We start from the raw sequence: 25,213 nt of genomic DNA on the forward strand, positions 1-25,213 counted from the left end.
CATGCGACTGCGCCGCAAGCAGACACTGATGGATCGGGCCTCGGAGTTCGCCGAGTCGGTCCTGCCCCAGATCGAGTCCGCCCTCGAGTCGGCGCTGGAGAGCGGCAAGGAGTCGGCCCGCGACGCGCAGGCCAAGGCCGCCCCACTCATCGCCCAGGGTCGCCAGATCGCCACTGAGAAGGCCGCCGAGGCCGCGGCGGTGGCCGCCGACAAGGCGTCCACCGGAGCCTCCATCGCCGCCGAGAAGGCGTCGATCGGCCGTGACCTGGCCGCTGCGCGGGTGGCCACGCTGCGCGGTCAGGAGCCCGAGCCCAAGGGCGGCAAGCTCAAGAAGTTCCTGCTGTTCGGCGGCCTGCTGGCCCTGGGCGGCTTCCTCTTCAACAAGCTGCGCGGCCAGACCGAGGACAGCTGGGAGTCGTCGTACACCCCGACGCCGGCCCCCACCAGCCCGTCCACCTCGACCCCCGGGACGCACGCCGCACCCGGCACCAGCGACGACAGCGCCGGTGGCACCCCGGGCGAGGCCGTCGCCGACGCCGTCGAGGAGCCGCACCCCTCGACCACGCCCGACGACCCCGCCACGGTCATCGACGTCGACGACGCCCGCAACGACAAGTCGTAGCAGGTTCAGCGCTCAGGACCGGCCGGTGGAGAGATCCTCCGGCCGGTTCTCTGCTATCCAGTCGTCGATCCTGGCCCACCACTCGTAGAGCCACTCGATGCGCTCGTCCCGGCCCGCCGGGATCTCGTCGCGCGGCACCTCCCACCACCGCATGATGATCCGCTTGTCGAGCGGCACCTCGCGCCACACGTCGGCCACCGTCAGCAGGTGGTCGAGACCGGTGTGCGCGACCATCACCACGTCGGCGTCCGGCGCCGCGTCGAGAGCGGCCAGGAAGCCGCCCGGTCGCGGCGCGAGCACGTGGATCATCTCCTCGGCGCGCTGGGCCATCCGCTCCAGGCCGAGCCTGCGCAGCCGCGCGATCGCCCGCTCGCGCCGCTGCGGGGTGAAGTTGCCGCCCTCGGGGAAGATCACGAACGCGTCGTTGCTGTCGAGCTGCCCGGCCAGGGCCGCGATCTGCGACTCGAGGTCCTCACCCTGTCCGGGGTTGGGCGAGATGAAGCGCGCCGGGATGCGTCGCAGGAGCACGCCGATGGCGGGGTCCCACGCCAGCGTGTCCTTGAGTACGACGCGCGGCTCGCGGCCGTACCAGTGCAGCAGCGCGTACATCAGCGTGAACGAGTCGCCCGGTCCCGCATGCCGGCAGCACACCAGGATCGGCTTGTCGGGGTGCTGGTCGGGCGCCGGGCCGTCGGTGTGGATCGAGAGCCGCAGCACCCGGCGGGCCTCCCGGAAGAAGACCACCAGCACGCCCTCGACCAGGTCGTAGTGGATCCCGGCGAAGTACGGCGACCGGATCCGCCAGCCGAACCCGCTGGCCAGCCACAGCCCGAACAGCACGACCAGCAGCACCGACTCGCAGGTCAGGTAGAGGATCGCCACCCAGCCCACCCGCAGCACCCGCCACTTGCCCGGCAGCACCTTCGCGACCAGGGGTGACAGCGCGGCCGCCACGATCAGCCACAGTGGCAGCGTCACCCAGATCAGCACGGTGAGGCCGATCAGGGCGGGTGCGACGAGCAGCCGCCGGACCGCCCAGATCATCCGAGCCGGGCCAGGTAGTCGGCGCTGGCGTCGTACGTCGCGTCGATCCGTCGCAGGATGCCGTCGAAGTCGCGGTGCGCCCGGAGCGTGTCGTCGCGCGCGGAGGTGCCGGCCGCCGGCAGCACGTGCGCGACGACCCCATCCGGCAGCTCGGCCATCTCGCGGGAGAACCGGTGCCGGCGGGCTATCTCGAAGCTGACCCGCGCCACCTCCCACGGCCGGCTCGGCGGGGTCAGCGGGCGGTCGATGCGGCCCACCTGCAGGACGAAGATCCGCGTCGCGCCGAGCTGGGCGGCGCGGCCGACCGGGATGGAGTTGACGATGCCGCCGTCGAGGAAGTGCTCGACCCCGTGCTCGGTGGTGACCCTGGCCGGCGGCAGCAGCCCGGGTACGGCGGCGCTCGCGACCACGGCGTCGACCACCGGCCCGGTGCTGAACCAGTGCTCGGCCGCGCGCTCGATGCTCGCCGCGCACACCTGGAAGCGCACCGGCAGCTCCTCGAGGGTGAGCTCGCCGAACTCCTCGCGCAGCCGGCGGCTCAGGGGCAGCGCCGAGAAGGCGTGCGTGCCGGTGGAGATCACGCGCCTGACCGTGCGCAGCGGCCGGTCGCCGTACACGTCGCGGGATCGGGCGGTGTCGTGCCACAGCTCCGTCAGCCGGTCGATCACCGCGAGCGTCGGGTCGCGGGCGACCAGGGCGCCGTTGAGGGCGCCGACGCTGGTGCCGAGGACGAGGTCAGGGTGGATGTCGCGTTCGAGCAGGGCGCGCAGCATGCCGACCTCGACGGCGCCGAGCACGCCGCCTCCGCCCAGCACGAACGCGGTGGTCACCCGGTCGCTCGCGCCGGCTGCCGCAGCTCGGGGTGCTCGGTGCGGAGCCGGCTGGCGACGCGGTGCTCGACCCAGAAGATCAGCAGCGGGATCAGGCCCGCGAGCAGCATCACGACCAGGAACCCGAGCGACCACCGGGCTCGCCGCGAGAGCAGGAAGGCGACGACGACGTAGACGATGTAGACCCAGCCGTGGATGACCGCCACCACGCTGGTGAGGCTGTCGCCGAACGTCTGGAGGCTCCCGCCCTCGCTCAGGCCGTACTTGAGCACCATCCCGGCGGCCAGGGCGACGAGCAGGAGGCCGACGACGAGGGCCAGGACGCGGTAGGTCGTGAAGAGCTTGCGCACCCGGTCAAACTACCGAGTCGTCCGCATCCTGGTCGGCCCGGCCTTCATCTGGGGCAGCGTCGTCGCGCATCCAGCGCCACCAGATGAAGACGGCGAAGCCTCCGAAGAACCACCACTCGATCGCATAGAGCAGGTTGCGCAGCGCGGTGAGCCGGCCGGCCTCGGGCAGCTGCTCGAGGTCGGCGGGCGCGAGCGCCTCGGTGCCCGGGTTGGTCTGGGTCGCGTCGGGGTCGACGACGGCGTAGGCGCCGTACAGGTCCTGGTCGACGTGCTGGATGGCGTCGGCGATGCGCAGCTGGGGCAGCAGGTCGTCGTCGGGATCCTCGTCGCGCTGGCCGGTGCCCTCGGGGGGCTGGAGCCACCCGGTCAGCTGCGCAGCACCGGTGGGCGGCTCACCGGCGTCGGCCGCCGTGGCCGCCCAGCCACGGACCACGAGCAGGGCCGCGTCCGCCTGTCCGGTGACGGCGAGCGGGGTGACCACCCAGACGCCGTCGCGGCCGTCGTGCTCGCGACCCTCGACGTAGACGGTGCCGTCAGGAACCCAGCTGCCGGCCACCGTCACCGGCTGGCCGACCAGGTTGCCCGGGAACGGGTCGTCGGGCCCCATCGCGTCCACGAGCGGCATCGGCTCCGTGCGGGTCAGGTCGGTGGCCTCGGCCTGCCGGTGCGCCTGCCAGGCATCGAGCTGCCAGAACCCCAGCCACACTGCGATGCCGGTCAGCAGCAGGGCGAGGAGGTGGACACCGAGCGCGCTCGGGCGGAGCAGGCGCGGCGGGGTCACGCGGGAAGCCTAACGAGGGGTGGTCAACGCCCTTCGCGGGCGTCGGCCGCGTCCTGCGCGACGGATCCGTCCCGTCGAGGGGTGTTGAGCAGCGCCCGGATGACGTCGGCGGTGGAGTAGGTCACCGCGCCGCTCTGGGGGTCGAGGTGGTGGTGGAGCTGGGCGCCCGCGAGCCGGTCGAGCTGGGCCGGGCTGAGGTCGGTGAGCCACTGGATCAGGTCTGCGGCGATGACGCCGTCCGGGCTGGCGGCGCGGTTGCGGACGGAGTCCCGGCTGGTGCCCAGGCAGTCAGCGAGGAGCTGACCCGGAACACCGAGGCTGAGGCAGGCACCGAGGATCTCGCGCATCAGCCGGAACATGGGACGGCGATCCGCGCCGACCGCCGCTCGTTCGGCATCCTGCACGCGCCGCAGCAGGGCCTCCAGCCTGGGATGTAGCTGCCGTGTCGGCAGCGGTCTCCTCGGACCGGGCACCGTCGCGTCCGCGACGTTCTCCACTGCGTTCATCTTGGCCTCGGGTCGTGACTGTCGGTTCTCGGGTCCGCATCCCCTGGAGCGGGGTACGGCGCCCCGCGGGCCCTGGGACTTGGGGGGAGGCCCGCGGGACGCCGCCTGGTGCCGGTCGACCGGGGGGTGGTCGACCTCGCCGGGCCGGGCGGGCGCCCGGCCACGTGTTGTCGGGTCCGGCGGCGTCGGACGGTGTCTGGACGGTGTCTGGACGGTGTCTGGACGGTGCTCAGGGCGTCATGTCAGGACTCCTCGCGACGTCGGCGAGCGACGGTCAGGAGCAGACCCCCGCCGAGGAGGAGAGCCAGCCCGGCCAGAAGCGCCGCGAGTGCGGGGCCACCGGTGTCCGGAAGATCCCCGTCCCCGTCCTTGTCACCGTCGCCTCTGCCCTCGCCACCGGTGCCGCCCGAGGCGTTCTTCGTGCACATCGGGTCACCCGCGGCGCACGTGCCCGGACCGGCGCCCGGGGCAGCCAGGAAGTTCGCCAGCACGTGGTCACCCTGGTCGTCGTAGGCGTTGACGCGCACCGTGTAGGCCACCGTGACGCTCTGCCCGCCGGCCAGGTGCCCCTCGATCCGGACCTTCCCGTCCTTCAGGGACGCGGTGATCGCGGCCTCCGACGACTTCGGGCTCTTGATCAGGGTGGTGTCGTCCAGGATCCCGGCCATCTTGTCGACGTAGTCCACCTGCCCGGCACCCTTGCCGGTGTTGGTGAAGGACAAGGTGTAGGTCAGCACGTCGCCGCCCTCCACCTTCGACCCGTCGTCGGGGTCGACCGACTTCCTCGCCACGATGTCGCTGACCGGGTTGCAGGTGGAGTCCTCGCCCATCTGGGCCAGGCACTCCCCCGGGGTCGGCGGGACCTGCCCGGGCTCGAGCAGGTGGTTGCCGAGGACCTTGTCACCCAGGCTGTCCGGCTCCTTGACCTGCACCCGGTAGGTGACCGTCACCCTCTGGCCGGGGGCCAGGTCGCCGGTGACGGAGAGCTTGCCGTCAGCGATCGGCGACAGCGTCAGGGCCGGGTCCGAGGAGACCGGCTGGGCGACGACGGTGGCGTCGTCGAGCACCTGCGACAGGTTGTCGACCTTGGCCACCCGGCCCGGAGCCGTGCCCAGGTTGCTGAAGGTCAGCGTGTAGGTCAGCAGCTGTCCCGAGCTCACGGGCGAGCCCTTCTTCGGGTCCACCTGCTTGTCGTCCACGATGTCCGGAAGCCCGAACTCCTCCCTGTCGCACGGCTTGCCGGTGACCGGGTCGAAGCCTGGCGCGGTCGGCGGGTCGCACCTCGGGTCGGGACCGCCGCCGCCCCAGGCGACGTTGCGCACCTTCAGGTCACCACCGGCCTTCAGCTTGACCGTGTAGGTGAGCGTCACGACCTCGTCGACCGCCAGCGCACCGGACCACTCGATGACCGGAGCCGTGTAGGACACGTCGCCCGGCTTGTCGGCGGCTGCGTTGCCGTCGTAGGTCGCGTCGTCGAGCACTCCGGCCAGGTCGTCGCGTACGACGGCCGGGTCGGCGGAGGTGTAGTCGCCGTTGCCGGTGTTCTTCGCGGTCACCGTGTAGGTCACCGTGTCACCGATCCTGGTGCCCACGGTGCGGTCGCTGGTCTTCTCGATGTCCAGCGCGCGCACGGCGTTGCAGGTCGAGTCCTCGTCGGCCTCGGGCTCGCACTCCGTCGGCGGCTCCGCACCGGGCGGGACCAGGAAGTTGCCCAGCAGGTCGTCGCCGCCATCGGCCGAGCGCTGGGCGTCGGACTTGACCCGCACCGTGTAGGTCACGGTCGCGAGGTCGCCGGCACCCAGGGTGCCGCGGACCTCGATCAGCCGGCCGCTCAGTGTCGCGGTGAGGTTGCCCTGGCCGGCCACCGTCGGGCCCGACACGATCGTCGCGTCGTCGAGCAGCATGCCCAACGAGTCGTCCTTCGAGACCTGGCCCGCACCTTGGCCGAGGTTCTCGAACCGCAGCGTGTAGGTCAGCTCCTCGCCCGCCTCGACCGAGGTGCGATCAGCCGGGGTCACCGACTTGGCGTCCGCGATCCGCGAGACCGGGTTGCAGGTCGAGTCCTCGGCGGCCTCCGGCTCACACTGGGTCGGCGGTGGCGGGTCGGTCGGGTCGACCAGGAAGTTGCCCAGCAGGTCGTCGCCACCATCGGCCTGACGTTCCACGTCCGGCTTGACCTTGACCGTGTAGGTCACGGTCGCGACGTCGCCGGCAGCCAGGGTGCCCCGGATCTCGAACCGGTCACCGTTGCGGGTCGCGGTCAGGTTGCCCTGGCCGGCCACCATCGGGCCCGACACGATCGTCGCGTCGTCGAGCAGCATCCCGAGGTAGTCGTCCTTGTCGACCGCACCCGCACCCTGGCCGAGGTTCTGGAAGGTGAGCGTGTAGGTCAGCTCGTCTCCGGCCGACACCGTGGCCCGATCCGCCGGGGTCACCGACTTCGAGTCGACGATCCGCGAGACCGGGTTGCAGGTCGAGTCCTCCTCGGCCTGCAGCTCGCACGCCGTCGGTGGCGTCGTACCCGGTGTGATGAGGAAGTTGCCGAGCATGTCGTCACCACCGTCCGCGACCCGCTGCGCATCCGGCTTCACCGTGACCCTGTAGGTCACCGTCGCCACCTGGGTCGGCTGCAGCGTGCCCCGGATCTCGACGAGCTCGCCGTTCAGCGTCGCGGTGACACCCGCGGCACCCGAGACCTGGATGCCCGGCGGTGTCACCAGCTCGGCGTCGTCGAGCAGCATCGTCAGCGAGTCGTCCTTGAAGACCGCGCCCGCACCCTGACCCGCGTTCTCGAACGTGAGCGTGTAGGTCAGCTCCTCGCCCGCCTTCACCGCCGTCCGGTCCGCCGGCGTCACCGACTTGGAGTCCACGATCCGCGCCACCGGGTTGCAGGTCGAGTCCTCGTCCGCCTCGGGCGCACACGCCGTCGGCGGGGGCTCTGTCGGGTCGATCAGGAAGTTGCCGAGCATGTCGTCGCCACCGTCCGCGACCCGTTGCGCATCCGGCTTGACCTTGACGGTGTAGGTCACCGTCGCGGTCTCCTGGGCACCCAGGGTGCCGCGGATCTCGATCCGCTGACCGCTCAGCGTCGCGGCCACGCCGGGAGCGCCGGTGACCTGGATGCCCGGAGGCGTCACCAGCTCGGCGTCGTCCTGCCACATCCCGACGTAGTCGTCCTTCGACACCGGGCCGGCGCCCTGGCCGAGGTTCTCGAAGGTGAGCGTGTAGGTCAGCTCGTCACCGGCCCGCACGGCGGTCCGGTCGGCCGGGCTCACCGACTTCGAGTCCACGATCCGCGCCACCGGGTTGCAGGTCGAGTCCTCGTCCGCCTCGGGCGCACACGCCGTCGGCGGGGGCTCCGTCGGGTCGATCAGGAAGTTGCCGAGCATGTCGTCGCCACCGTCCGCGACCCGCTGCGCATCCGGCTTGACCTTGACCGTGTAGGTCACCGTCACCGCCTCGCCGGCACCCAGGGTGCCGCGGATCTCGATCCGCTGACCGTTCCGCGTGGCTGTGACGCCCACAGCACCCGAGCCGGCCACGGTGATCCCCGGAGGCGTCATCAGGTCGGCGTCGTCCAGAAGCATCCCGAGGTGGTCGTCCTTCGACACCGGGCCGGCTCCCTGGCCGAGGTTCTCGAAGGCGAGCGTGTAGGTCAGCTCGTCACCGGCCCGCACGGCGGTCCGGTCGGCCGGGCTCACCGACTTGGAGTCCACGATCCGCGACACCGGGTTGCAGGTCGAGTCCTCCTCGGCCACCGGCTCACACGCGGTGGGCGGCGTGGTGCCGGGCATCATGAGGAAGTTGCCGAGCATGTCGTCGCCACCGTCGGCGACCCGCTGCCCGTCCGGCTTCACCCTGACCGCGTAGGTCACGGTCGCGGTCTCCCCGGCTCCCAGGGTGCCGCGCACCTCGATCAGCCCACCGTTGCTAGTGGCGGTCAGGTTGCCCTGTCCGGTCACCGTCGGACCGGTGATGATCTCCGCGTCGTCGAGCAGCATCGCCAGCGAGTCGTCCTTGAAGACTGCGCCGGCAGCCGTGCCGTCGTTGACGAAGGTCAGCTCGTAGGTCAGCTCGGCACCAGCAGCCACCGCGGTCCGGTCGGCCGGGTCCACCGTCTTGGCGTCGCGGATGTCGGGCAGCCCGAACTCCTCCTCGGCACACGGCTTGCCGGAGACCGGGTCGATCCCCGCGGCGGTCGGCGGGTCGCACACCGGTGTCGTGTCGTCGCAGTCCGGGTCGGTCGGGTCACAGGCGCCGAACGCCACATTGCGTACGTTCAGGTCCCCGGCTCCGGTCAGGGTCACGGTGTAGGTCAACGTGACCGTGTCACCCTTGGCCAGCTCCCCGACCCAGCTGATGACCGGCTGGCCGTAGGTGATCGTGCCGACCCCGGCCGGCACCGTCGCCGCGTTCCCGTTGTACGTCGCGTCGTCCAGCACGCCGGTGAGGTCGTCCCACACCCGCGCCGGGTCGGCCGGGGTGTAGTCGGCCTCGCCGACGTTGGTCCCCGTCACCGTGTAGGTCACGGTGTCACCGATCTCGGTGTCCGCGGTGCGGTCGGAGGTCTTCTCGATGTCCAGCGCCCGCACCCGGTGCTCGGTGACGTCCGGCTCGCAGTCCGGAGCGTCGCCGGCCTCGCACTGCAGGGCGTTCTCCAGGACGTGGTCGGCCTGCGCGGCCCACGGCCTGACCCGGACCCGGTAGGTCACCTCGAGGGTGTCGCCCACCGGCACCGTGCCGGTGATGTCGATCCGCTCGCCGGCGGCGGCGTCGTACGTCGCAGTCAACCCGGTCTCGGCGTCGATGCTGCCGGCCACGAGGTCGGCGTCGTCCAGCACTGCGGTCAGGTCGTCGAAGGTGTCCACCGTCGCCGGCGTCTGACCGGTGTTGGCGAACCGCAGGGTGTAGGTGATCTCCTGGCCCACCTCGACCGCGGAGCCGGACGCGGGGTCGGCGACCTTGTCCTGATCCAGGCCGGAGCCCGGGACGGTCACCGTGGCACAGGCGTCCTGCGGGTCCTGGGCCTGGGCGACCGGCACACAGGCGTTGTTGACCAGCGAGTGGTCACCGCCGGCGTTGTAGACGACCTCGTACGTGATCGTCGCCGACTCACCGTCGGCCAGCACGCCGGTCCACTCCAGGTTGGGGGAGTCGAACGTCGCGGTGCCTACATCGGCGTCGATCGTGCCCGTGTCGATCGACGCGTCGTCCAGCACCTTCGTGAGGTCGTCGGACGCGGTCCCCGGCTCGGTCGCCGTGTAGTCGCCCGGCCCCTCGTTGGTGACGGTGACCGTGTAGATCACCCGCTGACCCACTGCGGGCAGGTCGGTGCGGTTGGATGCCTTGGCGATGGTCAGCTTCGGGAGCTCGAACTCCTCCTCGTCGCACACCTTGCCGGTGTCCGGGTCGATCCCGCCGACCGGCGCGTCGCACTCAGGCGTCGTGGTGTCGCAGCCGGGATCGGCCGCGTCGCACTGCCCGAAGGCCACGTTGCGCACCGTGCCGTCGCCGCCACCCTTGAGGGTGACGGTGTAGGTGATCGTCACCGTCTCGCCGGCCGGCAGCTCGCCGGTCCAGGAGAGGATCGGGTTGGCGTACACGGGGTCGGGCGGGGTGCGGTCCGAGGTCGCGTCGTCGTTGTACGTCGCGTCGTCCAGCACGCCGGACAGGTCGTCCCACACCCGGGCCGGATGGGTTGCCGTGTAGTCGCCGGGACCGGGGTTGGTCGCGGTCACCGTGTAGGTGATCTCGTCGCCAGGGCGCGCATCAGCCGTCGCGTCGGAGGACTTGTCGATCACCAGCCGCGGCTCCAGCACGGTCACCCGGTAGTCCTCGACCTCGCCCGCGGCCACGGTGCCGGTCGGCTGCGGGTCGGTCATCAGCACGCCGTAGATCCGGAACCGGGCATAGGTGTCGGTCGTCGTCGTACCGGCCGGGAAGTCCAGCTGGTAGGCCGCCGTGCCCGAGTTGGCCGGCACTGTCACCGTGACCCGCTCGGAGTCCTGGAAGGTGCCGTCGCCGTCGAGGTCGATCCAACCGGCCAGGGTGACGTCCTTGTCGGAGTCGTTGGTCGCCGAGACCGTCACGCTGGCCTCCGCGCCCACCGACATCTCGATCGGGCCGGCGATGCCGTCCTCGTCGTCCGTGCCGGTGGTGTCGTCGCCGTCGGCGCCCGGGCTCGGCCGGCCGTCGGACTCGGTGTCGCGCACCGTGCCGAGCGTCGGTCCGGTGGCGATGTGACCGGGACCGTCGTCACCGATCAGGGTGCCGTAGCTCTGCGGCGCGTCGCCGAACTCGCACACCGGCGAGAAGCTGATGTCGTCGATCGCCAGGTCGTTGCCGCCGCCGCCGGGTGCGTTGTTCAGCAGCTCGAGCCGGACCGTCGACTGCGGTGCGGTGAACGACATGTTGTACCGGGCCCACTGGACGGCACCGGTGTTCGGGATCGCGCCGGAGTCGACCGAGGACAACACGGTCCCAGTCGTCGGGTCGACGATCTGGAAGGTGACGTTCGGGCTGATGCCGGACCCGCTCAGGACACTGGTGAGGTAGGCCGAGAAGTCGTACTCCACGCCGACCGCCAGGCCTGTGAACGTGCGCTGGAAGAAGGTGCCCTCGTCGAAGCTGGCGTTGACCAGCATCATCCGACCGTTGGTGTCGCCGACTGTGTGGTCGGCACCGACGACCCAGCCGGTGTGGGCTGCCCGAGGGCTCGTCACGATCGCGTAGTCGCCGTCGTCGATCATGTTGTCGGGCTCCGGAGCACCGACGTAGGTGTAGGTCGTCTGGCCTGTGGGCAGCGCCGGCCCGTAGCCCGCGCCGGTCCCGAACGTCTCGACGAATGGGTCGGCGCACGAGATCGGCACCAGGGTGGCGACCTGGGCGAGGTGGTCCTCGACCTCGCCGTCGGGGGCCGCCCCCAGGGCGCGCTCGTCCACGTTCGGTGTGCCCGCGTCGTCGGTCAGCGTGCCCGTGGTCAGCCGCAGCCGCACCATCGGACTGGTGCCGTCCTGCAGCGCCGGGAGGCCGGAGAAGGCCAGGGCGGCACTGGTGGCGCCGACCGGCACCGCCACCGAGGCATGCTCAGACGACTCGAACCGTCCGTTGTTGTTGGAGTCGATCCAGCCGGAGAGCGTGGCCGCAACACCCAGCCTGTTGGTCAACGGCACGGTCAGCGTCGGGTTGGTGACGCCCGGGTTCAGGACCAGCCCGCCCGGGAACGCGTCCTCGTCGGCCACGTCGGCGGTGTCGTCGCCGTCCGCGCCGGGGCTCGGCACGCCGTCGTTCTCGATGTCGACCGTCGAGCCGATCATCAGGCCGGCCGTGTGGTTCGTCGCGTCGTACCCGGCGATGGAGTGCCTTGGGCCGTTGCCGGTCGCGGTGGTTCCGTACGACGCCGGGGCGTCGCCGAAGTCGGTGCACGTCACACCGAGCTCGATGGCGTCGAGGAAGTTGCCGACGGCGAGTCCCTGACCGCCCGCGGCGGCGATGGCCTGGAACTGCAGGCGCGTCACGTTCTGGCCGGCCGGGATCGTGTAGGAGCCGCTGTAGACCCGCCAGCCCGTGTTGCCGGTGGTCACGTCGCGGCTGGAGTTCGACGTGAACGTCTGACCGGGAACCGGGGATGCGCCGAGCATCAGCCGCACCGTGTCGGTGCCTCGCCGGCCTCGGTGAGCGAACCGCCACGTCAGGGTGGTCCCCGGGATCGTCGCGATGTCCTGGTAGTAGCCGCCACCGAACTCGGCGAACTGCTTGCCTTCGTAGGCCGGCACCGCCGGGAGGCCGTCGATCTGCGTGCCGTCGCGCCACAGCTCCACCACACCGCTGACGTCGTTCCAGCCGGGAACGTTCTCGTCGGTGTAGAGCTTGATGTTCGGACCGAACTGCGTGATGAACGGGGTCGGGCCGTAGATGTCGGGGACCTCGAAGCCCGGGTCGATGAGCCCTGCCCCACAGGTCTCCGGCACCGGGGTGGCGATGTAGACCTGGTAGTCCTCCACCTCGCCGTCCGGGGCGGCACCCAGCGGCGTGGTCGCCGTGCCGGCCTGCGTCGTCAGACGGAACCGGGCGAAGGTCGCTCCCTGGGACGCGGTTGCGGGAACCGTCATGGTGATGGCGTTGGGGCCCGCGGTGACGGCCCGATCGCTGGCGATCCGCTCGCCCGCATCCGCGAAGTCGCCGTCCTGGTTGAAGTCGACCCAGGCGTTCAGGAAGCCGGCACTGCTCGACTCCACCGCGATGTCGTTCTGCACACCGTCCTGGATGAGGTTGATGCCGCCCGCGACCCCGAGTCCCGGGTTGAACTCGACGCCGTCCTCGTCCGCGATCCGGTCGATGTCGTCGCCGTCGGCGCCGGGGCCCGGCTGGCCGTTCGGGTCGAAGTCGATCTCCGAGCCCAGGAACAGGCCCGGTGTGATCCGGTGTCGCGGGCCGTTGGTCGCCAGGCTCGTGCCGTAGCTGTTCGGCGCGTCCCCGAAGTCGTCGCAGGACGGCTGTACGCCGATGTCTCCGTCCCCGTCGAAGTTGAAGCCCGAGGAGCTGCCACCCGACCACTTCGACTCGAACGAGCTGAGCCCTTCGAGGACGATCTGGAAGCGGCTGTTGGGCTCCCCGTTCGAGTTGACCGTGCCGCGGAACACCACGTTCCCGCCTGACTCCGTGACCACGACCGCGCTGCCCTGCGTGACCGCGTAGGCACTGAGGTCCGACGCGGTGAAGGTGGCGACCTCGGTGAACGTCGGTGTCCCGTCCAGGTCGTTGACGGTGAAGACCCCGTTGATGTCCACCGGCGTAGTAGTCCCAGCCTCGTAGAAGGAGTAGCGGATCGTCGCGTTGCCCGTGGTCCACGCCACGTCGTCGTGCGCGCCGGCGAAGTCACCGAAGCCATCGGGCGGGCGGACAGTGGGGTTGAGCGAGCCGGTCACCACCTGACCCACGACATCCACCGGGACACCGCCGATGACGGAGACGTCCTCGTAGCGGACGCGGGTGCCGACCGCACCGCCGTTGGACACCTCGGAGACCGGGGCGCCGAAGGTGAAGGCGTAGTGGTCGACATTGCTCGGCGTACAGGCGTCGGGCTGCACCAGGCGCTCTACCAGCACCCGGTAGTCCTCCACCTCGCCGTCCAGCGCCACCCCGGTCGGGTCCTCGACCCACACGGCGTCGGTGCTGTAGCGCACGCGCACATAGGTCTGGATGCCCGGCGGGTTTGCGGCGTGGCTGAAGGTGATGTCGTTGGTGCCTGCGTTCACAGGGGTGGCATGCGCGACTCGCTCACCGGCGTCGGTGAAGTCGCCGTCAGTGTTGAAGTCGACCCACACCGACACGAACCCCTCCGCAGACGCCTCGACCTCGAGAGTGTTGGAGAGCGGCTGTTGGGAGTTCGGGTCCACGCCCGTCCGGATGGTCGGGGAGGCATACCCCAGCGCGGGGTTGAACACCACCCCGTCCTCGTCGGCGCCGTCGCCGTCGGCGGCCGGGCCGGGACGGCCGTCGCTCTCGACGTCGATCGAGGCACCGAGGTGGATGCCATCGGCGACCGCGTGGCTCGGGCCCGTCGGGCCACTGCCGGCGAGCAGGGTGCCGTAGCTCTGCGGAGCGTCACCGAGATCGAGGGCGCAGACCCCCAGCGCGATCGCGTCGTTGATGTCGACCTGGCTGTAGGTCCAGTTGTCGATGATGGAGAGGTCGCCCCAGCTGATGGCGGGGGCCGTGGCGCGTCCCCACCCGTGCACGCCGGTGGGAGTGTCGCTCTCGACGCCGGCACGGCCGTCGATGACGGGCGTCGCGGGAGACCCGGTGACTCCACGGTCGTCCCAGTACAGCTTGGATGCACCCGGCGCGTTGCCGACCAGCTGCTCGATGGTCATGCCGCCGAGCTGCTCGGTGTCGCCGAGGACGAAGTGCACCTCGTCGGTCTGGTCGATCTGGACCCGAGCGTTGATGGCTTGGCAGGAGTCGATGGGGTCGCCGGCGCCGTCCAGGCCGTCCCAGGTGTAGGTCTGCGGACCACTGCTGCCGCCGAGCGGGATGTCCCGGTCGACCGCGTCGGCGTAGTCGCCGTCGTTGTTGGCGTCGATCTGCAGGCGGTAGGCGCCGGTGAAGTCGACCAGGTCGTAGGTGAAGGCTCCCGCGCGGGTCGCGCCACCCGCCTGGGCGAACTCGAGGTCGTCGACGCTCGGGGTGCTGAGCGGGGGATCGATCCAGTCGGGTCCGGTCGGAGTGGCCGCGGTCGCCGGTAGGTCCGCAGCAGGCGGCTCGAAGAACAGCTTGTAGGGATCGCCGCACGACGCTGGTGCGGGCGGGTACTCCGGACTGTTCGTGACCGCGTCCATGGACCGGTAGCGCGGCGTGCACGTGCCGGCCTGGGTGAGGCCGTAGGCGGTGCTGTCGAACGCCCAGCCGCCACCGATGAAGCCGTTCAGGTCGACCTTGTACTGCGAACCGTGCTCGGTGGCCACCCAGAAGTCGAGCGGGTACGCCGTGGCGCTGCTCGCGTCGAAGCCGCGGTACTTCTCGGTCCAGACCCGACCCGGGATGTCGGTGCCGGCAGCGTTCTGGACCGAGATCGTCCAGGTGAAGTGACTGGCACCGGACTGGGGCCAGTTCGCGGGGTTGTTGGTGAGCGCGGTGACCTCGATGTTCCACACCCCAGCCGGGCCGGTCAGATCGGTCGCGACACACGTGGCCCCCACGGCCTGGGTTCCGAGGACCGTGCAGGTGCTTCGCACCGTCCCCGAGGGGTCGGTGATGCGGAAGCGGGTGTTGGACCCTCCCGCAACGACGTTCTTGAACTTGGTGAAGCTGGTGGTCAGCGACTCGCCCGCGCCTACGTAGGCGGAGTACGTCGTCCCGCCCGCCTCCACCGTGTTGGGTGCGCCCGCGGCGAACAAGGGGCCGATCGCCATTCTCGGCGAGGTCTGGGAGCTCTTGCCGCTAGGCCCGGTGGGACCGGTGGGCCCAGTGAGCTCGGTCTCCTCCGTGCTCTCGGTGCTCTTGCCGTCCGTGGGGGCGGCTGGCTCCTCCGAGGAGTCCGCGGACGGCTCGCTCGGTTCAGTGGTCTCGACGCCGGGCTCGGGCGGCACCTCGTCCCCCGGATCCGCGGTCTCCGGATCCGCCGCGTCAGAGCTGCCCGCCTCGGCGCCGGCGTCGCTGGCGATCGGCGGCGTCGGGTCCTGGGCGCTCAGCTCCGCGTCCGCCGCGGGCGCCGACACAGCCAGACCGGCGGCGAGCACCAGGAGCGTCAGCACGACGCTGGCCAGGCGGTGCGGGCCGCGAGCAGCGCGTCCACGGTGGTGGCCGGCGCGCTTGCCTGGGTGGTGCGGCGAGTTCTTCATGGAGCAGGTACCCCTAGATCTGAGCGGAGGGTGCGACGAGCATCGAGAAAGGGGCCCCGAGCAGAGGGCGACCTGGACGCGGACTTCGTCGTACGACGGGATCATCGGGGTCCCAGCCGCCCGGAAGCCACAAAATGCGCCGACTTCACCCCCTGTTTCACCTGCCCGGAGCCGCTCTTCGCGGATTCCGGGTCGGCGCTCGATCGACGTCGCCAGCCCGGGCAGTCGCCCGGTTGGGCGGCTCCCTGGCTGCTCGACGACGATCGGATCCTCGTCGCCTTCAAGGCTCCGAGACGCCGAAAATCCCGAATCCACCGGGCTGCCCACCGGCCTGGCCGCCTGTCGCTGCTGCTTGCGGCGTACGTTCCACCCATCGGCTCAAATCCCACCGGGTAGCCCACCGGGGCGAAGGCGTAGCGCGGGCCGTGGCGCACGGTTGAGGGATTGCAGACTGCAAGGTGGGTGGGTTCTCGGCCTCGTACCATCCACAAAGGTGTGCGAGACGGCACGCTGAACGGGGACCTGGTCGCGTCAGGCGGTGCCGCGTGTCCTGCACGTGTCAACCATCGGGAAAGCGTCAAAGGAGCGGGTGTCTCTCGGTCGTGAGTGAACTTGAGGGCGATCGACCGATGCCATCGGAGGGCTCGGACCCGCGCGAGGAGCCGACCTCCTCTCGAGGCGGCCGCGGGCCGCGCCTGCCACCGTTGCTGGTCTCGCGACCCCGGCTGCTCGCACTCCTCGACGCAGCCACGCCGCTCACCCTGCTCCGTGCCCCGGTGGGCTTCGGCAAGACCACCCTGGTGGCCCAGTGGCTGTCCGTGCGGGGGAGGTCGGCCCCAGGGGTCGTGACCTGGATGCGGGTCCGTCCGGGCGCCGGTGACGTGGCCACGTTCTGGGCCGAGCTCCTCCAGGTGGTCTCCGACGCCGGGCTGCGCCCTCCCTCGGAGGTGGCACCGCACAGCGGCGCCTTCGACCCCGCCGGGCGGGCCGAACGCGCCATCCGGGCAGCAGAGGGCCCGATCGTCCTCGTCGTCGACGGTTTCGAGCACGTCACAGACCCCGACCTGGACCGCTCGCTGCTCGACCTGCTGCGGCACGCACCCCAGCTGCAGCTGGTGGTCTGCCTGCGCGGTCACCGTCACTTCCCGGCCCACCTGTACCTCGACCTCGACACGACGGTGCTCACCGCCAGGGAGCTGCGGTTCACCGAGGACGAGACCCAACAGCTGCTCCACACCGCCGGCGTCGCCCTTCCGGAGTCCGGGGTGCGCCACATCGTCGAGGAGTCAGGCGGCTGGCCGGAGCCGACCCGAGCCATCGTGCTGCGCCTGCGTGGCTCCTTGCCCGAGAGCGCGAAGCTCTCCGAGGCTGGGCTCGCCGAGGTGGTCGAGGGCATCGCCGCGGAATACCTGAAACAGCGGCTGCTCTCCGAGGCCCATCCCCCGGGGCGGATCGAGGTCGCGATCTTGACCTCGCTGCCCGAGGACTTCTCGGCGGACGTGGCCGAGCTGCTCGCCGATCACCAGACCACGAAGGCGCACCTCGAGGTGCTGAGCACCGACAGCGTGCTCTCTGTCGAGGTGCGCGACGGCCAGGCCGTCTACCGGTGGCCGCCGGCCGCGCGACGAGCCCTCCTCGGCGAGCTACGGCGCCGGTGGCCCGACCGCCTGCCCGAGCTCCACCGACGACTGGGCCACTGGTACCGCGACCACGATCAGCCCCACCTCGCGCTGCGGCACGCCCTGGAGAGCCAGGACTGGCTCCTGGCCATCTCGGTGATCGAGTCCTCCTGGCGGAATCTGATCTTCGTCCACCAGGACGACCTGCTGCGTGCCTACGTCGAGATGCCGCTGGAGATCGTCGAGACGAGTCCGCGAGCGTTGGCGCTGCGTGACACCGAGCTGCGGATGCCCGACGACCGGCTGCTGGGCATAGCCGTGCTGCCCGACTCACCGTCGGAGCAGGACTTCCTCGACGGGCGCGTCAACGCCGCCGACCTGCTCGACACCTGCTTCGTCATCGTGATGGCCCTCCGCAGGCGGGGCGCGATCGGCCTCGCCGCAACGTACGGACGGCGGGCCCTCGAGATCGCCCGTACGGCGAGGGCGACCCAGCCGCGCGCCGTCATCGGTCTCTACCCCTCGCTGCACCTCCACGTCGGGATGACCCAGCTGCTGGCCGGTGACGCAATCGCGGCGATGGACACCCTGCGTCACGCCTACGACCGTGGGGCCGACCACCCCCTGGGCTACGGGGAGGCCGACGCTGCCGGCAAGCTCGCGTTGGCGCACGCCATGGTCGGCGACCTCCGTCAGGCAACCACCTGGACGGAGCGCCACGAGGCGGCCCCCCGGTGGGCCGACACCTGGCTCCAGCCCCACATCCGCAGTGCGCCCACGGCGGCGCGGCTCCTCGTGGCGCTGGACCGCCTCGAGATCGACCCCGCCGTCGCTGCCAACGATCTCCTGGCGGCTCACCCCCGGCGGGACGAGCTGTGGCCGTTCCTGGTGTACGCCCGGGCCCAGCTCTCGTTGGTCCTGGGGGCCGCGTCGGAGGGCCTGGTCCTGATCGACCGCGCCCGCAGCACCTACCGCGACTGGATGGGACCGGGGGCAGTCGGCCGGCCGCTGCTGGCCGCCGCCGAGGCCGACATGCTGCTGTCACTCGGTCGTGGCAACCTCGCCCGCGCCGTGCTCTCGGGCGCGGACGCCGACCACCCGCTGCTCCGGGTGGCGCGGGCTCGGCTAGCGCTGCTGTCCGACCAACCGGACGTCGCCATGCAGCTGAGCCAGGGCAGCCGGTGGGAGCGGATCGCCACCGCACGGGACCGCCTCGAGATGCTGGTCCTCCGGTCCGTCGCTGCCGGCCGGACCGGTGACCCTGGCGTCGCGGAGGCGGCGCTGAGCCGCGCCGTCGACCTGGGTCGCGCCAACGGGTCCCTGCGGGCATTCGCCAACGTCCCCCGCGCCGAGCTGGCCGCGATCGCGGAGCGTGTGCCCGCGGCCCGCGACCTGCTGCACAAGGACCCGCTCGAGACCCAGCCGGACCTCTTCCCGTCCGCGATCCAGCTGATCGAGCTCACCAAGCGCGAGCAGCAGGTGCTGGAGCAGTTGGCGACGCCGCTGACGATCCCGCAGATCGCCCAGGCCTCGGTGCTGTCCTACAACACCGTGCGCTTCCAGCAACGCAACCTCTACAAGAAGCTCGGCACGAGCGACCGAGCCGAGGCCATCGCCCGGGCCCGCCAGTGGGGCCTGCTCAGGTGACACGGCAGACTCGTCGCCTCACTGGCGAAGGGCTTGAGGTCAGAGTATTCGCAGCGGTTGGTTGATCCTGCCGCTCGTGTCCAGTGCGGTGTCGAGCACATCGACAAGCTGGCGTCCGTCAGGGGTGACGAAGTAGTTCGCCAGATCCGTGATCGTCACTGCGATCTCGTCTCCCCAGGGGGCCCCACCGCGGGGTCGTCCAAGTCCCACACCAACGATCCGGCGCGAAGGCCTGAAGCCCTTGACGCACGGTTGCGAGCTCGTTCCTCGCTGACTCGGAGCGCTCCGGAGGGAGCTCACCTTGTTCGTAGAGCGCCGAGAGCGTGGCGAAGCGGCTCCCGCGCTTGCCGCCCTCGAGGGGCACCGGAGGAGCGATCAGGGGTACCGGCATGCCTGTGACAGAGGTAGATCCGCGTGCCCGCAACTCGGGCATGTCTCCAAGCTGGTGGAGCCTAGGGGACTCGAACCCCTAACCCCCTGCTTGCAAAGCAGGTGCGCTACCAATTGCGCCAAGGCCCCGGGGTCGACCCGAGAGTGGAGAGCGGGTCAGGCCTTGTCGACGTTGTCGGTGGCCTCGGCCCACAGCGCCTGCTCGTTGCGGCTCTCTTCCATCTTCTTCTTCGCGAGCGCGGCGCCGACGGCGGCCAGCAGGACGAGCAGGACCTTCTTCATGGTGTGCCTCCGTGTGTCCCGGCGAGGATGGGAGTGGGCCTAACAGGACTTGAACCTGTGACCTCTTCCTTATCAGGGAAGCGCTCTAACCGTCTGAGCTATAGGCCCGCCGCACGACCGTCGAGTGACCTGGCGGCGAGTGCTGGGGAAGGTTACCCCACCGCGGAATGCGCGAACAAAACGAGGTGCATGCGTCCCGTCGAAGGAGCGACCACCCTCAGCGGTCCTCCTCCGAGAGGGTCACCTCGATGCCACCGAGCAGGGCGGCGGCCATGTTGTAGAGGAACGCAGCCAAGGTGGCGATGGCGGTGAGCAGGATGACGTCCACGACGCTGATCAGCAGGGTGAACCCGAGCACGCGGGACATGCCGACGTAGTTGGTGACGTCGAAGTCGCTGGGCTGGTCGCCCTCGATGACGCTGGCCACGGTGGCGTTGATGGAGTCCCACACGCCGGCCGCGCCGAGCACCGACCAGACCATGAAGACGGCCACGAACGTCACCACGCCGAAGGCGATCGAGAGCAGGAACGACGCCTTCATGACCGACCAGGGGTCGATCCGGCTGAGCCGCAGCCGCGCCCGACGGGGCTGGGTGCGTCCGGTGGGGCGTGGCGTGCCCTCCGGGTTGGCGTTGTTGCGGTGCTCGGACGCCGCACCGGAGAGGACGCTGGAGATGCGGGCCTTGAGGGCAGGCCGCACCGCCGTGGCGTCCGCGGGGGCGGCGCTACGCGGGCCGCTCGCCGCTCCGGCGGTGCGCTCGCTCATCAGGACTCACTCTCACCCGGGTCGCCGGGAGCCTCGCCCGGGTCGTCGGTGTCCGCCTCGGGCACGTCGTTCTCGATTGTCGCACCGTCGACGGTAGCCGATGCGTCCGCGCCCGCCGAGTCGCCTGCCGCCTCGCCTGCCGCGGCTTCGAGGACGGCGTCCAGCTCCTCCTCGTCGCGGGCCTCGACCGATCGGGCGACCACGGCGACGGCGTCACCGTTCTTGGGCGACACGAACTTCACGCCCATCGTCGAGCGCCCGGTGGGCCGGAAGTTCTCGTTGATCGGGCTGCGCACGACCTGTCCGGCGTTGGTGATCGACAGGATCTCGTCACCCTCCACCACGATGAAGGCGCCGACGAGGCCGCCTCGGTCCTCGTTGGCCAGCGACATCGCCTTGATGCCGATGCCGCCGCGCGACTGGAGGCGGTAGTCGGAGATGCGCGAGCGCTTGGCGAAACCGCCGTCGGTCATGGTGAAGACGTACTGCTCCTTCACCTCGCTCTCCTCGACGGACTCGCCCGCGGACTCCGCAGCCTCCTCGGCCGCGACCTGCTCGGCGCGGATGACCGACATCGACAGCAGCGAGTCGCCGGCGCGGAACTTCATGCCCGCGACGCCGGACGTCGCGCGGCCCATCGGCCGGAGCTGGCTGTCGTCGGCGCGGAACCGGATCGCCTGGCCCTTGCGGGAGACGAGCAGGATGTCGTCGTCGGCGTTGACCAGCTCGGCGCCGATCAGCTCGTCGTCGTCCTCGCGGAAGTTGATCGCGATGACGCCGGCCTGCCGCGGGCTGTTGTAGTCGCCCAGCCTGGTCTTCTTCACCAGGCCGTTGCGGGTGGCGAGGACGAGGTACGGCGCCTGCTCGTAGTCGCGGATCGCCAGCACCTGGGCGATGTTCTCGTCGGGCTGGAAGCTCAGCAGTCCGGCCACGTGGCCGCCCTTCGCGTCGCGCGACGCCTCGGGCAGGTTGTAGGCCTTGGTGCGGTAGACCCGCCCCTGGGTGGTGAAGAACAGCAGCCAGTGGTGGTTGGACGTCGCGATGAAGTGCTCCACCACGTCGTCGCCGCGCAGCGTCGCGCCGCGCACGCCCTTGCCGCCCCGCTTCTGGGTGCGGTACTGGTCGGCACGGGTGCGCTTGGCGTAGCCGCCACGGGTGATGGAGACGACCAGCTCCTCGTCGGGGATCAGGTCCTCCATGGAGAGGTCGCCGTCGGCCGCGATGATCTGGGTGCGGCGCTCGTTGCCGTACTTGTCGACGATCTCGGCGAGCTCCTCGGAGACGATCTGGCGCTGGCGGACGACGTTCTCGAGGATGTCGCGCAGGTCGGCGATGCGCAGCTCGATCTCGGCCAGGTCGTCGATGATCTTCTGGCGTTGGAGCGCGGCCAGCTGCCGCAGCTGCATGTCGAGGATGGCCGTGGCCTGCAGCTCGTCGATGTCGAGGAGCGCCATCAGGCCGGTGCGGGCCTCGTTGACGTCGGGTGAGCGTCGGATCAGCGCGATGACCTCGTCGAGCATGTCGAGGGCCTTGACCAGCCCGCGCAGCACGTGGGCGCGCTCCTCCGCCTTGCGCAGGCGGTGCGCCGTACGCCGTCGGATGACGTCGACCTGGTGGGTCACCCAGTTGCTGATGAACTGGTCGATCGTCAGCGTGCGCGGCACGCCGTCGACCAGTGCCAGCATGTTGGCGCTGAAGTTCGTCTGCAGCTCGGTGTGCTTGAGCAGGTTGTTGAGTACGACGCGGGCGACGGCGTCGCGCTTGAGCACCACGACCAGCCGCTGACCGGTGCGGTCGGAGGTGTCGTCGCGCACGTCGGCGATGCCCTGCACCCGGCCCGAGTCGGCGAGCTCGGCGATCTTCAGGGCGAGGTTGTCGGGGTTGACCATGTAGGGCAGCTCGGTGACGACCAGGCAGGTCCGGCCCTTGTTGTCCTCGTCGACCTCGATCACCGCGCGCTGGGTGACCGACCCGCGGCCGGTGCGGTAGGTCTGCTCGATGCCCTCGTGCCCGACGATCAGCGCGCCGTTGGGGAAGTCGGGACCCTTGATCCGCTCGATCAGCGCGTCCTGCAGCTCCTCGCGGGTGGCGTCGGGGTGCTCGAGCGCCCAGGTGGCGCCCGCGGCGACCTCGACCAGGTTGTGCGGCGGGATGCTGGTGGCCATGCCGACCGCGATGCCGGCCGAGCCGTTGACGAGCAGGTTGGGGTAGCGCGCCGGGAGGACGATCGGCTCCTGCGAGCGGCCGTCGTAGTTGGGCTGGAAGTCGACGGTGTCCTCGTCGATGTCCCGGACCATCTCCATGGCCAGCGGGGCCATCCGGCACTCGGTGTACCGCATGGCCGCCGCGGCGTCGTTGCCCGGCGAGCCGAAGTTGCCCTGCCCGTTGATCAGCGGCGCGCGCATGACCCACGGCTGCGCGAGCCGCACCAGGGTGTCGTAGATCGCGGTGTCGCCGTGCGGGTGGTACTGACCCATCACGTCGCCGACCACCCGGGAGCACTTCGAGAAGCCGCGGTCGGGCCGGTAGCCGCCGTCCCACATGGCGTAGAGCACCCGACGGTGCACCGGCTTGAGCCCGTCGCGCACGTCGGGCAGCGCCCGGCCGACGATGACCGCCATCGCGTAGTCGATGTAGGAGCGCTTCATCGACTCCTGGAGGTCGATCTCCTGGATGCGGCCGGTGCCGTCGCCGCCCCCGATAACGTTGCCGGTCTGCTCAGTCATGTGTGTCTCTCTGCTGGGATCTCATCGAATCTAGGCTCAGCGCTAGATGCCTAGATATCTCTTCAGTCTTGCCGCCTCAGATGTCGAGGAACCGGACGTCCTTGGCGTTGCGCTGGATGAAGGACCGTCGCTGCTCGACGTCCTCGCCCATCAGGATCGAGAAGATCTCGTCGGCCTGCGCGGCGTCCTCGAGGGTGACCTGCAGCAGGAGCCGCTGGTCGGGGTTCATCGTGGTCTCCCACAGCTCCTTGGCATTCATCTCGCCGAGGCCCTTGTAGCGCTGGACCGGGTTCTCCTTGGGCAGCTTCTTGCCGCTGGCGAGACCGTCGGCCTGCAGGGCGTTGCGCTCGGCGTCGGAGTAGACGAACTCGTGCTCGTGCGGCTTGTTCCAGCGCAGCCGGTAGAGCGGGGGCTGGGCCATGTAGACGTAGCCGTGCTCGATCAGCGGCTTCATGAAGCGGAACAGCAGCGTCAGCAGGAGCGTGTTGATGTGGTGGCCGTCGACGTCGGCGTCGGCCATCAGCACGACCTTGTGGTAGCGCAGCTTGTCGAGGTTGAACTCCTCGTGGATGCCGGTGCCGAGCGCGGAGATGATCGCCTGGACCTCGGTGTTGGCCAGCACCTTGTCGAGGCGCGCCTTCTCGACGTTGAGGATCTTGCCGCGGATCGGCAGGATCGCCTGGATGCGCGGGTCGCGGCCCTGGCGGGCCGAGCCGCCGGCCGAGTCGCCCTCGACGATGAAGACCTCGCACTCGGCCGGGTTGGTCGACTGGCAGTCGCTGAGCTTGCCCGGCAGGCCACCGCCGCCGAGGAGCCCCTTGCGGGAGCGGGCCAGGTCGCGCGCCTTGCGGGCGGCGATGCGGGCCTGAGCCGCGGCCTGCGACTTGCGCACGATGTCGCGACCCTCGGCGGGGTTCTGCTCGAGCCAGGCACCGAGCTGGTCGTTGACGATCTTCTGGGTGAAGCCCTTGGCCTCGGTGTTGCCCAGCTTGGTCTTGGTCTGGCCCTCGAACTGCGGCTCGCCGAGCTTGATCGAGATGATCGCGGTGAGGCCCTCGCGGATGTCGTCACCCGAGACGCGGTCGTCGCGCTTCTTGATCAGACCCCACTCCTCGCCCCAGTGGTTGACCAGGGAGGTGAGCGCCGCCCGGAAGCCCTCCTCGTGGGTGCCGCCCTCGTGGGTGTTGATGGTGTTGGCGAAGGTGTGCACCGACTCACTGAACGTGGTGTTCCACTGCATGGCGAGCTCGAGGCTCATGTGCTGGTTGCCGGTGGCGGGGTCGGCGGCGGTCTCGGCCTCGAAGTTGATGATGGTCGGGTTGGCCACGGTCTTGCGGCGGTTGAGGTGCTCGACGTAGTCGACCAGGCCACGGTCGTACTTGAAGACCTGCTCGATCCCGCCCGTCTCGGCCTTCTGGATCGCGTCCCGGCCCGCGGTGTCGACGGTGTTGTCGACGGTGCCGTCCTGGACCGCCTCGGCGATCTCGTCGGCCTCGGGACGCTCGTCGCGTACGACGATCTCGAGGCCCTTGTTGAGGAACGCCATCTCCCGGATGCGCGTGGTGATCGTCTCGAGCGAGTAGGTCGTCGTCTCGAAGATGTCCTCGGAGGCCCAGTAGGTGACCGTGGTGCCGGTCTCCTCCCCCTCCTCGAGCGGCCGGACCTGCTCGAGCTCGGTCTCGGGCACGCCGAGCTGGAAGCTCTGGCGCCACAGGTGGCCACGGTTCTTGACCTCGACGATCAGCCGGGTGCTCAGCGCGTTCACGACCGAGACGCCGACGCCGTGCAGGCCACCGGACACCTTGTAGCCGCCGCCGCCGAACTTGCCGCCGGCGTGGAGCATCGTGAGCGCCATCGTGACCGCCGGCATGTCCTGGCCCGGGGCGGTGTCGGTGGGGATGCCTCGGCCGTTGTCGACGACCCGGACGGCGCCGTCGGCGGTGAGGGTGACGACGATGCGGTCGCAGAAGCCGGCCAGCGCCTCGTCCACCGCGTTGTCGACGATCTCCCAGATCAGGTGGTGGAGACCGCGCTCGCCGGTGGAGCCGATGTACATCCCGGGACGCTTGCGGACCGCCTCGAGGCCTTCCAGCACCGTGATCGCCGAAGCGTCGTAGGCCACCCCCTCGTCTGGTGCGTTCGACCTGAGCGTCGACTTCTGTGCGGGGTGTTCAGCGGTCACGGCTGGCCTTCTTCCGGGGCCCTGAGGGCCTCTCGACATGACAAAGGCCGCTGCTCTTCCGTGGCATCCGGCGGGCGACGACCTGTCGCTCATATTAGCGGCCAGACCCCCAGAATCCACGTCCCC

At 70.4% G+C, this 25,213-nt stretch carries 13 protein-coding genes and 2 tRNA genes; 2 read left to right on the forward strand and 13 right to left on the reverse strand.

Annotated features, from left to right (window positions below; translation table 11 throughout):
• Window position 1 precedes the first annotated feature (1 nt).
• The gene (locus tag ACP7BP_RS19900) at window positions 2–622 is read left to right on the forward strand and encodes a hypothetical protein (RefSeq protein WP_426247219.1); all 621 of its coding nucleotides are present in this window, start codon (window positions 2–4) and stop codon (window positions 620–622) included.
• Window positions 623–634: 12 nt separating this feature from the next.
• On the opposite strand, the gene ACP7BP_RS19905 is transcribed toward ACP7BP_RS19900, so the two are convergent.
• From ACP7BP_RS19905 to ACP7BP_RS19930, 6 genes are all read right to left on the reverse strand, one after another.
• Window positions 635–1,666 (reverse strand): 1-acyl-sn-glycerol-3-phosphate acyltransferase, encoded by a 1,032-nt coding sequence (locus ACP7BP_RS19905; RefSeq protein ID WP_426247221.1) that lies wholly within the window; start codon window positions 1,664–1,666, stop codon window positions 635–637.
• Window positions 1,663–2,496 carry a patatin-like phospholipase family protein gene (locus ACP7BP_RS19910; protein ID WP_426247222.1) on the reverse strand — a complete coding sequence of 278 codons (834 nt, stop codon included), beginning with the start codon at window positions 2,494–2,496 and terminating at the stop codon, window positions 1,663–1,665. Before ACP7BP_RS19910 ends, ACP7BP_RS19905 begins: the two co-directional genes overlap by 4 nt.
• On the reverse strand, window positions 2,493–2,846 hold the full coding sequence (locus tag ACP7BP_RS19915) for a DUF3817 domain-containing protein (RefSeq protein WP_426247223.1): 354 nt from the start codon (window positions 2,844–2,846) through the stop codon (window positions 2,493–2,495). Before ACP7BP_RS19915 ends, ACP7BP_RS19910 begins: the two co-directional genes overlap by 4 nt.
• Before the next feature lie 4 nt (window positions 2,847–2,850).
• Complete coding sequence (locus tag ACP7BP_RS19920) at window positions 2,851–3,627, reverse strand: SURF1 family protein (RefSeq protein ID WP_426247225.1); 777 nt, start codon at window positions 3,625–3,627, stop codon at window positions 2,851–2,853.
• Between the two features lie 23 nt (window positions 3,628–3,650).
• Window positions 3,651–3,974 (reverse strand): hypothetical protein, encoded by a 324-nt coding sequence (locus tag ACP7BP_RS19925; protein ID WP_426247226.1) that lies wholly within the window; start codon window positions 3,972–3,974, stop codon window positions 3,651–3,653.
• A 401-nt stretch (window positions 3,975–4,375) separates the two neighbouring features.
• The gene (locus ACP7BP_RS19930; protein ID WP_426247228.1) at window positions 4,376–15,475 is read right to left on the reverse strand and encodes a GEVED domain-containing protein; all 11,100 of its coding nucleotides are present in this window, start codon (window positions 15,473–15,475) and stop codon (window positions 4,376–4,378) included.
• Between the two features lie 629 nt (window positions 15,476–16,104).
• On the opposite strand from ACP7BP_RS19930, the gene ACP7BP_RS19935 reads away from it, so the two are divergent.
• The gene (locus ACP7BP_RS19935; RefSeq protein ID WP_426247229.1) at window positions 16,105–18,741 is read left to right on the forward strand and encodes a LuxR C-terminal-related transcriptional regulator; all 2,637 of its coding nucleotides are present in this window, start codon (window positions 16,105–16,107) and stop codon (window positions 18,739–18,741) included.
• A 39-nt stretch (window positions 18,742–18,780) separates the two neighbouring features.
• On the opposite strand, the gene ACP7BP_RS19940 is transcribed toward ACP7BP_RS19935, so the two are convergent.
• The 7 genes from ACP7BP_RS19940 to gyrB form a co-directional block, all read right to left on the reverse strand.
• A complete protein-coding gene (locus ACP7BP_RS19940) occupies window positions 18,781–19,041 on the reverse strand; it encodes an Imm70 family immunity protein (protein ID WP_426247231.1) in 261 nt (86 codons plus the stop codon).
• A 143-nt stretch (window positions 19,042–19,184) separates the two neighbouring features.
• Window positions 19,185–19,260: transfer RNA gene (locus tag ACP7BP_RS19945), tRNA-Ala, on the reverse strand.
• A gap of 27 nt (window positions 19,261–19,287) precedes the next feature.
• Complete coding sequence (locus tag ACP7BP_RS19950) at window positions 19,288–19,413, reverse strand: DLW-39 family protein (RefSeq protein ID WP_426247232.1); 126 nt, start codon at window positions 19,411–19,413, stop codon at window positions 19,288–19,290.
• Window positions 19,414–19,447: 34 nt separating this feature from the next.
• A tRNA-Ile gene (locus ACP7BP_RS19955) sits at window positions 19,448–19,521 on the reverse strand.
• Window positions 19,522–19,630: 109 nt separating this feature from the next.
• The gene (locus ACP7BP_RS19960; protein WP_426247234.1) at window positions 19,631–20,179 is read right to left on the reverse strand and encodes a DUF3566 domain-containing protein; all 549 of its coding nucleotides are present in this window, start codon (window positions 20,177–20,179) and stop codon (window positions 19,631–19,633) included.
• Window positions 20,179–22,905, reverse strand: coding sequence for a DNA gyrase subunit A (gene gyrA, locus ACP7BP_RS19965; RefSeq protein ID WP_426247236.1), 2,727 nt, complete (start codon window positions 22,903–22,905; stop codon window positions 20,179–20,181). Before gyrA ends, ACP7BP_RS19960 begins: the two co-directional genes overlap by 1 nt.
• 76 nt (window positions 22,906–22,981) lie before the next feature.
• Complete coding sequence (gyrB, locus tag ACP7BP_RS19970) at window positions 22,982–25,087, reverse strand: DNA topoisomerase (ATP-hydrolyzing) subunit B (protein ID WP_426247238.1); 2,106 nt, start codon at window positions 25,085–25,087, stop codon at window positions 22,982–22,984.
• Between the last annotated feature and the right edge of the window lie 126 nt (window positions 25,088–25,213).

Source organism: Nocardioides sp. LHG3406-4 (assembly GCF_049897745.1).
Taxonomy (GTDB): Bacteria; Actinomycetota; Actinomycetes; order Propionibacteriales; family Nocardioidaceae; genus Nocardioides.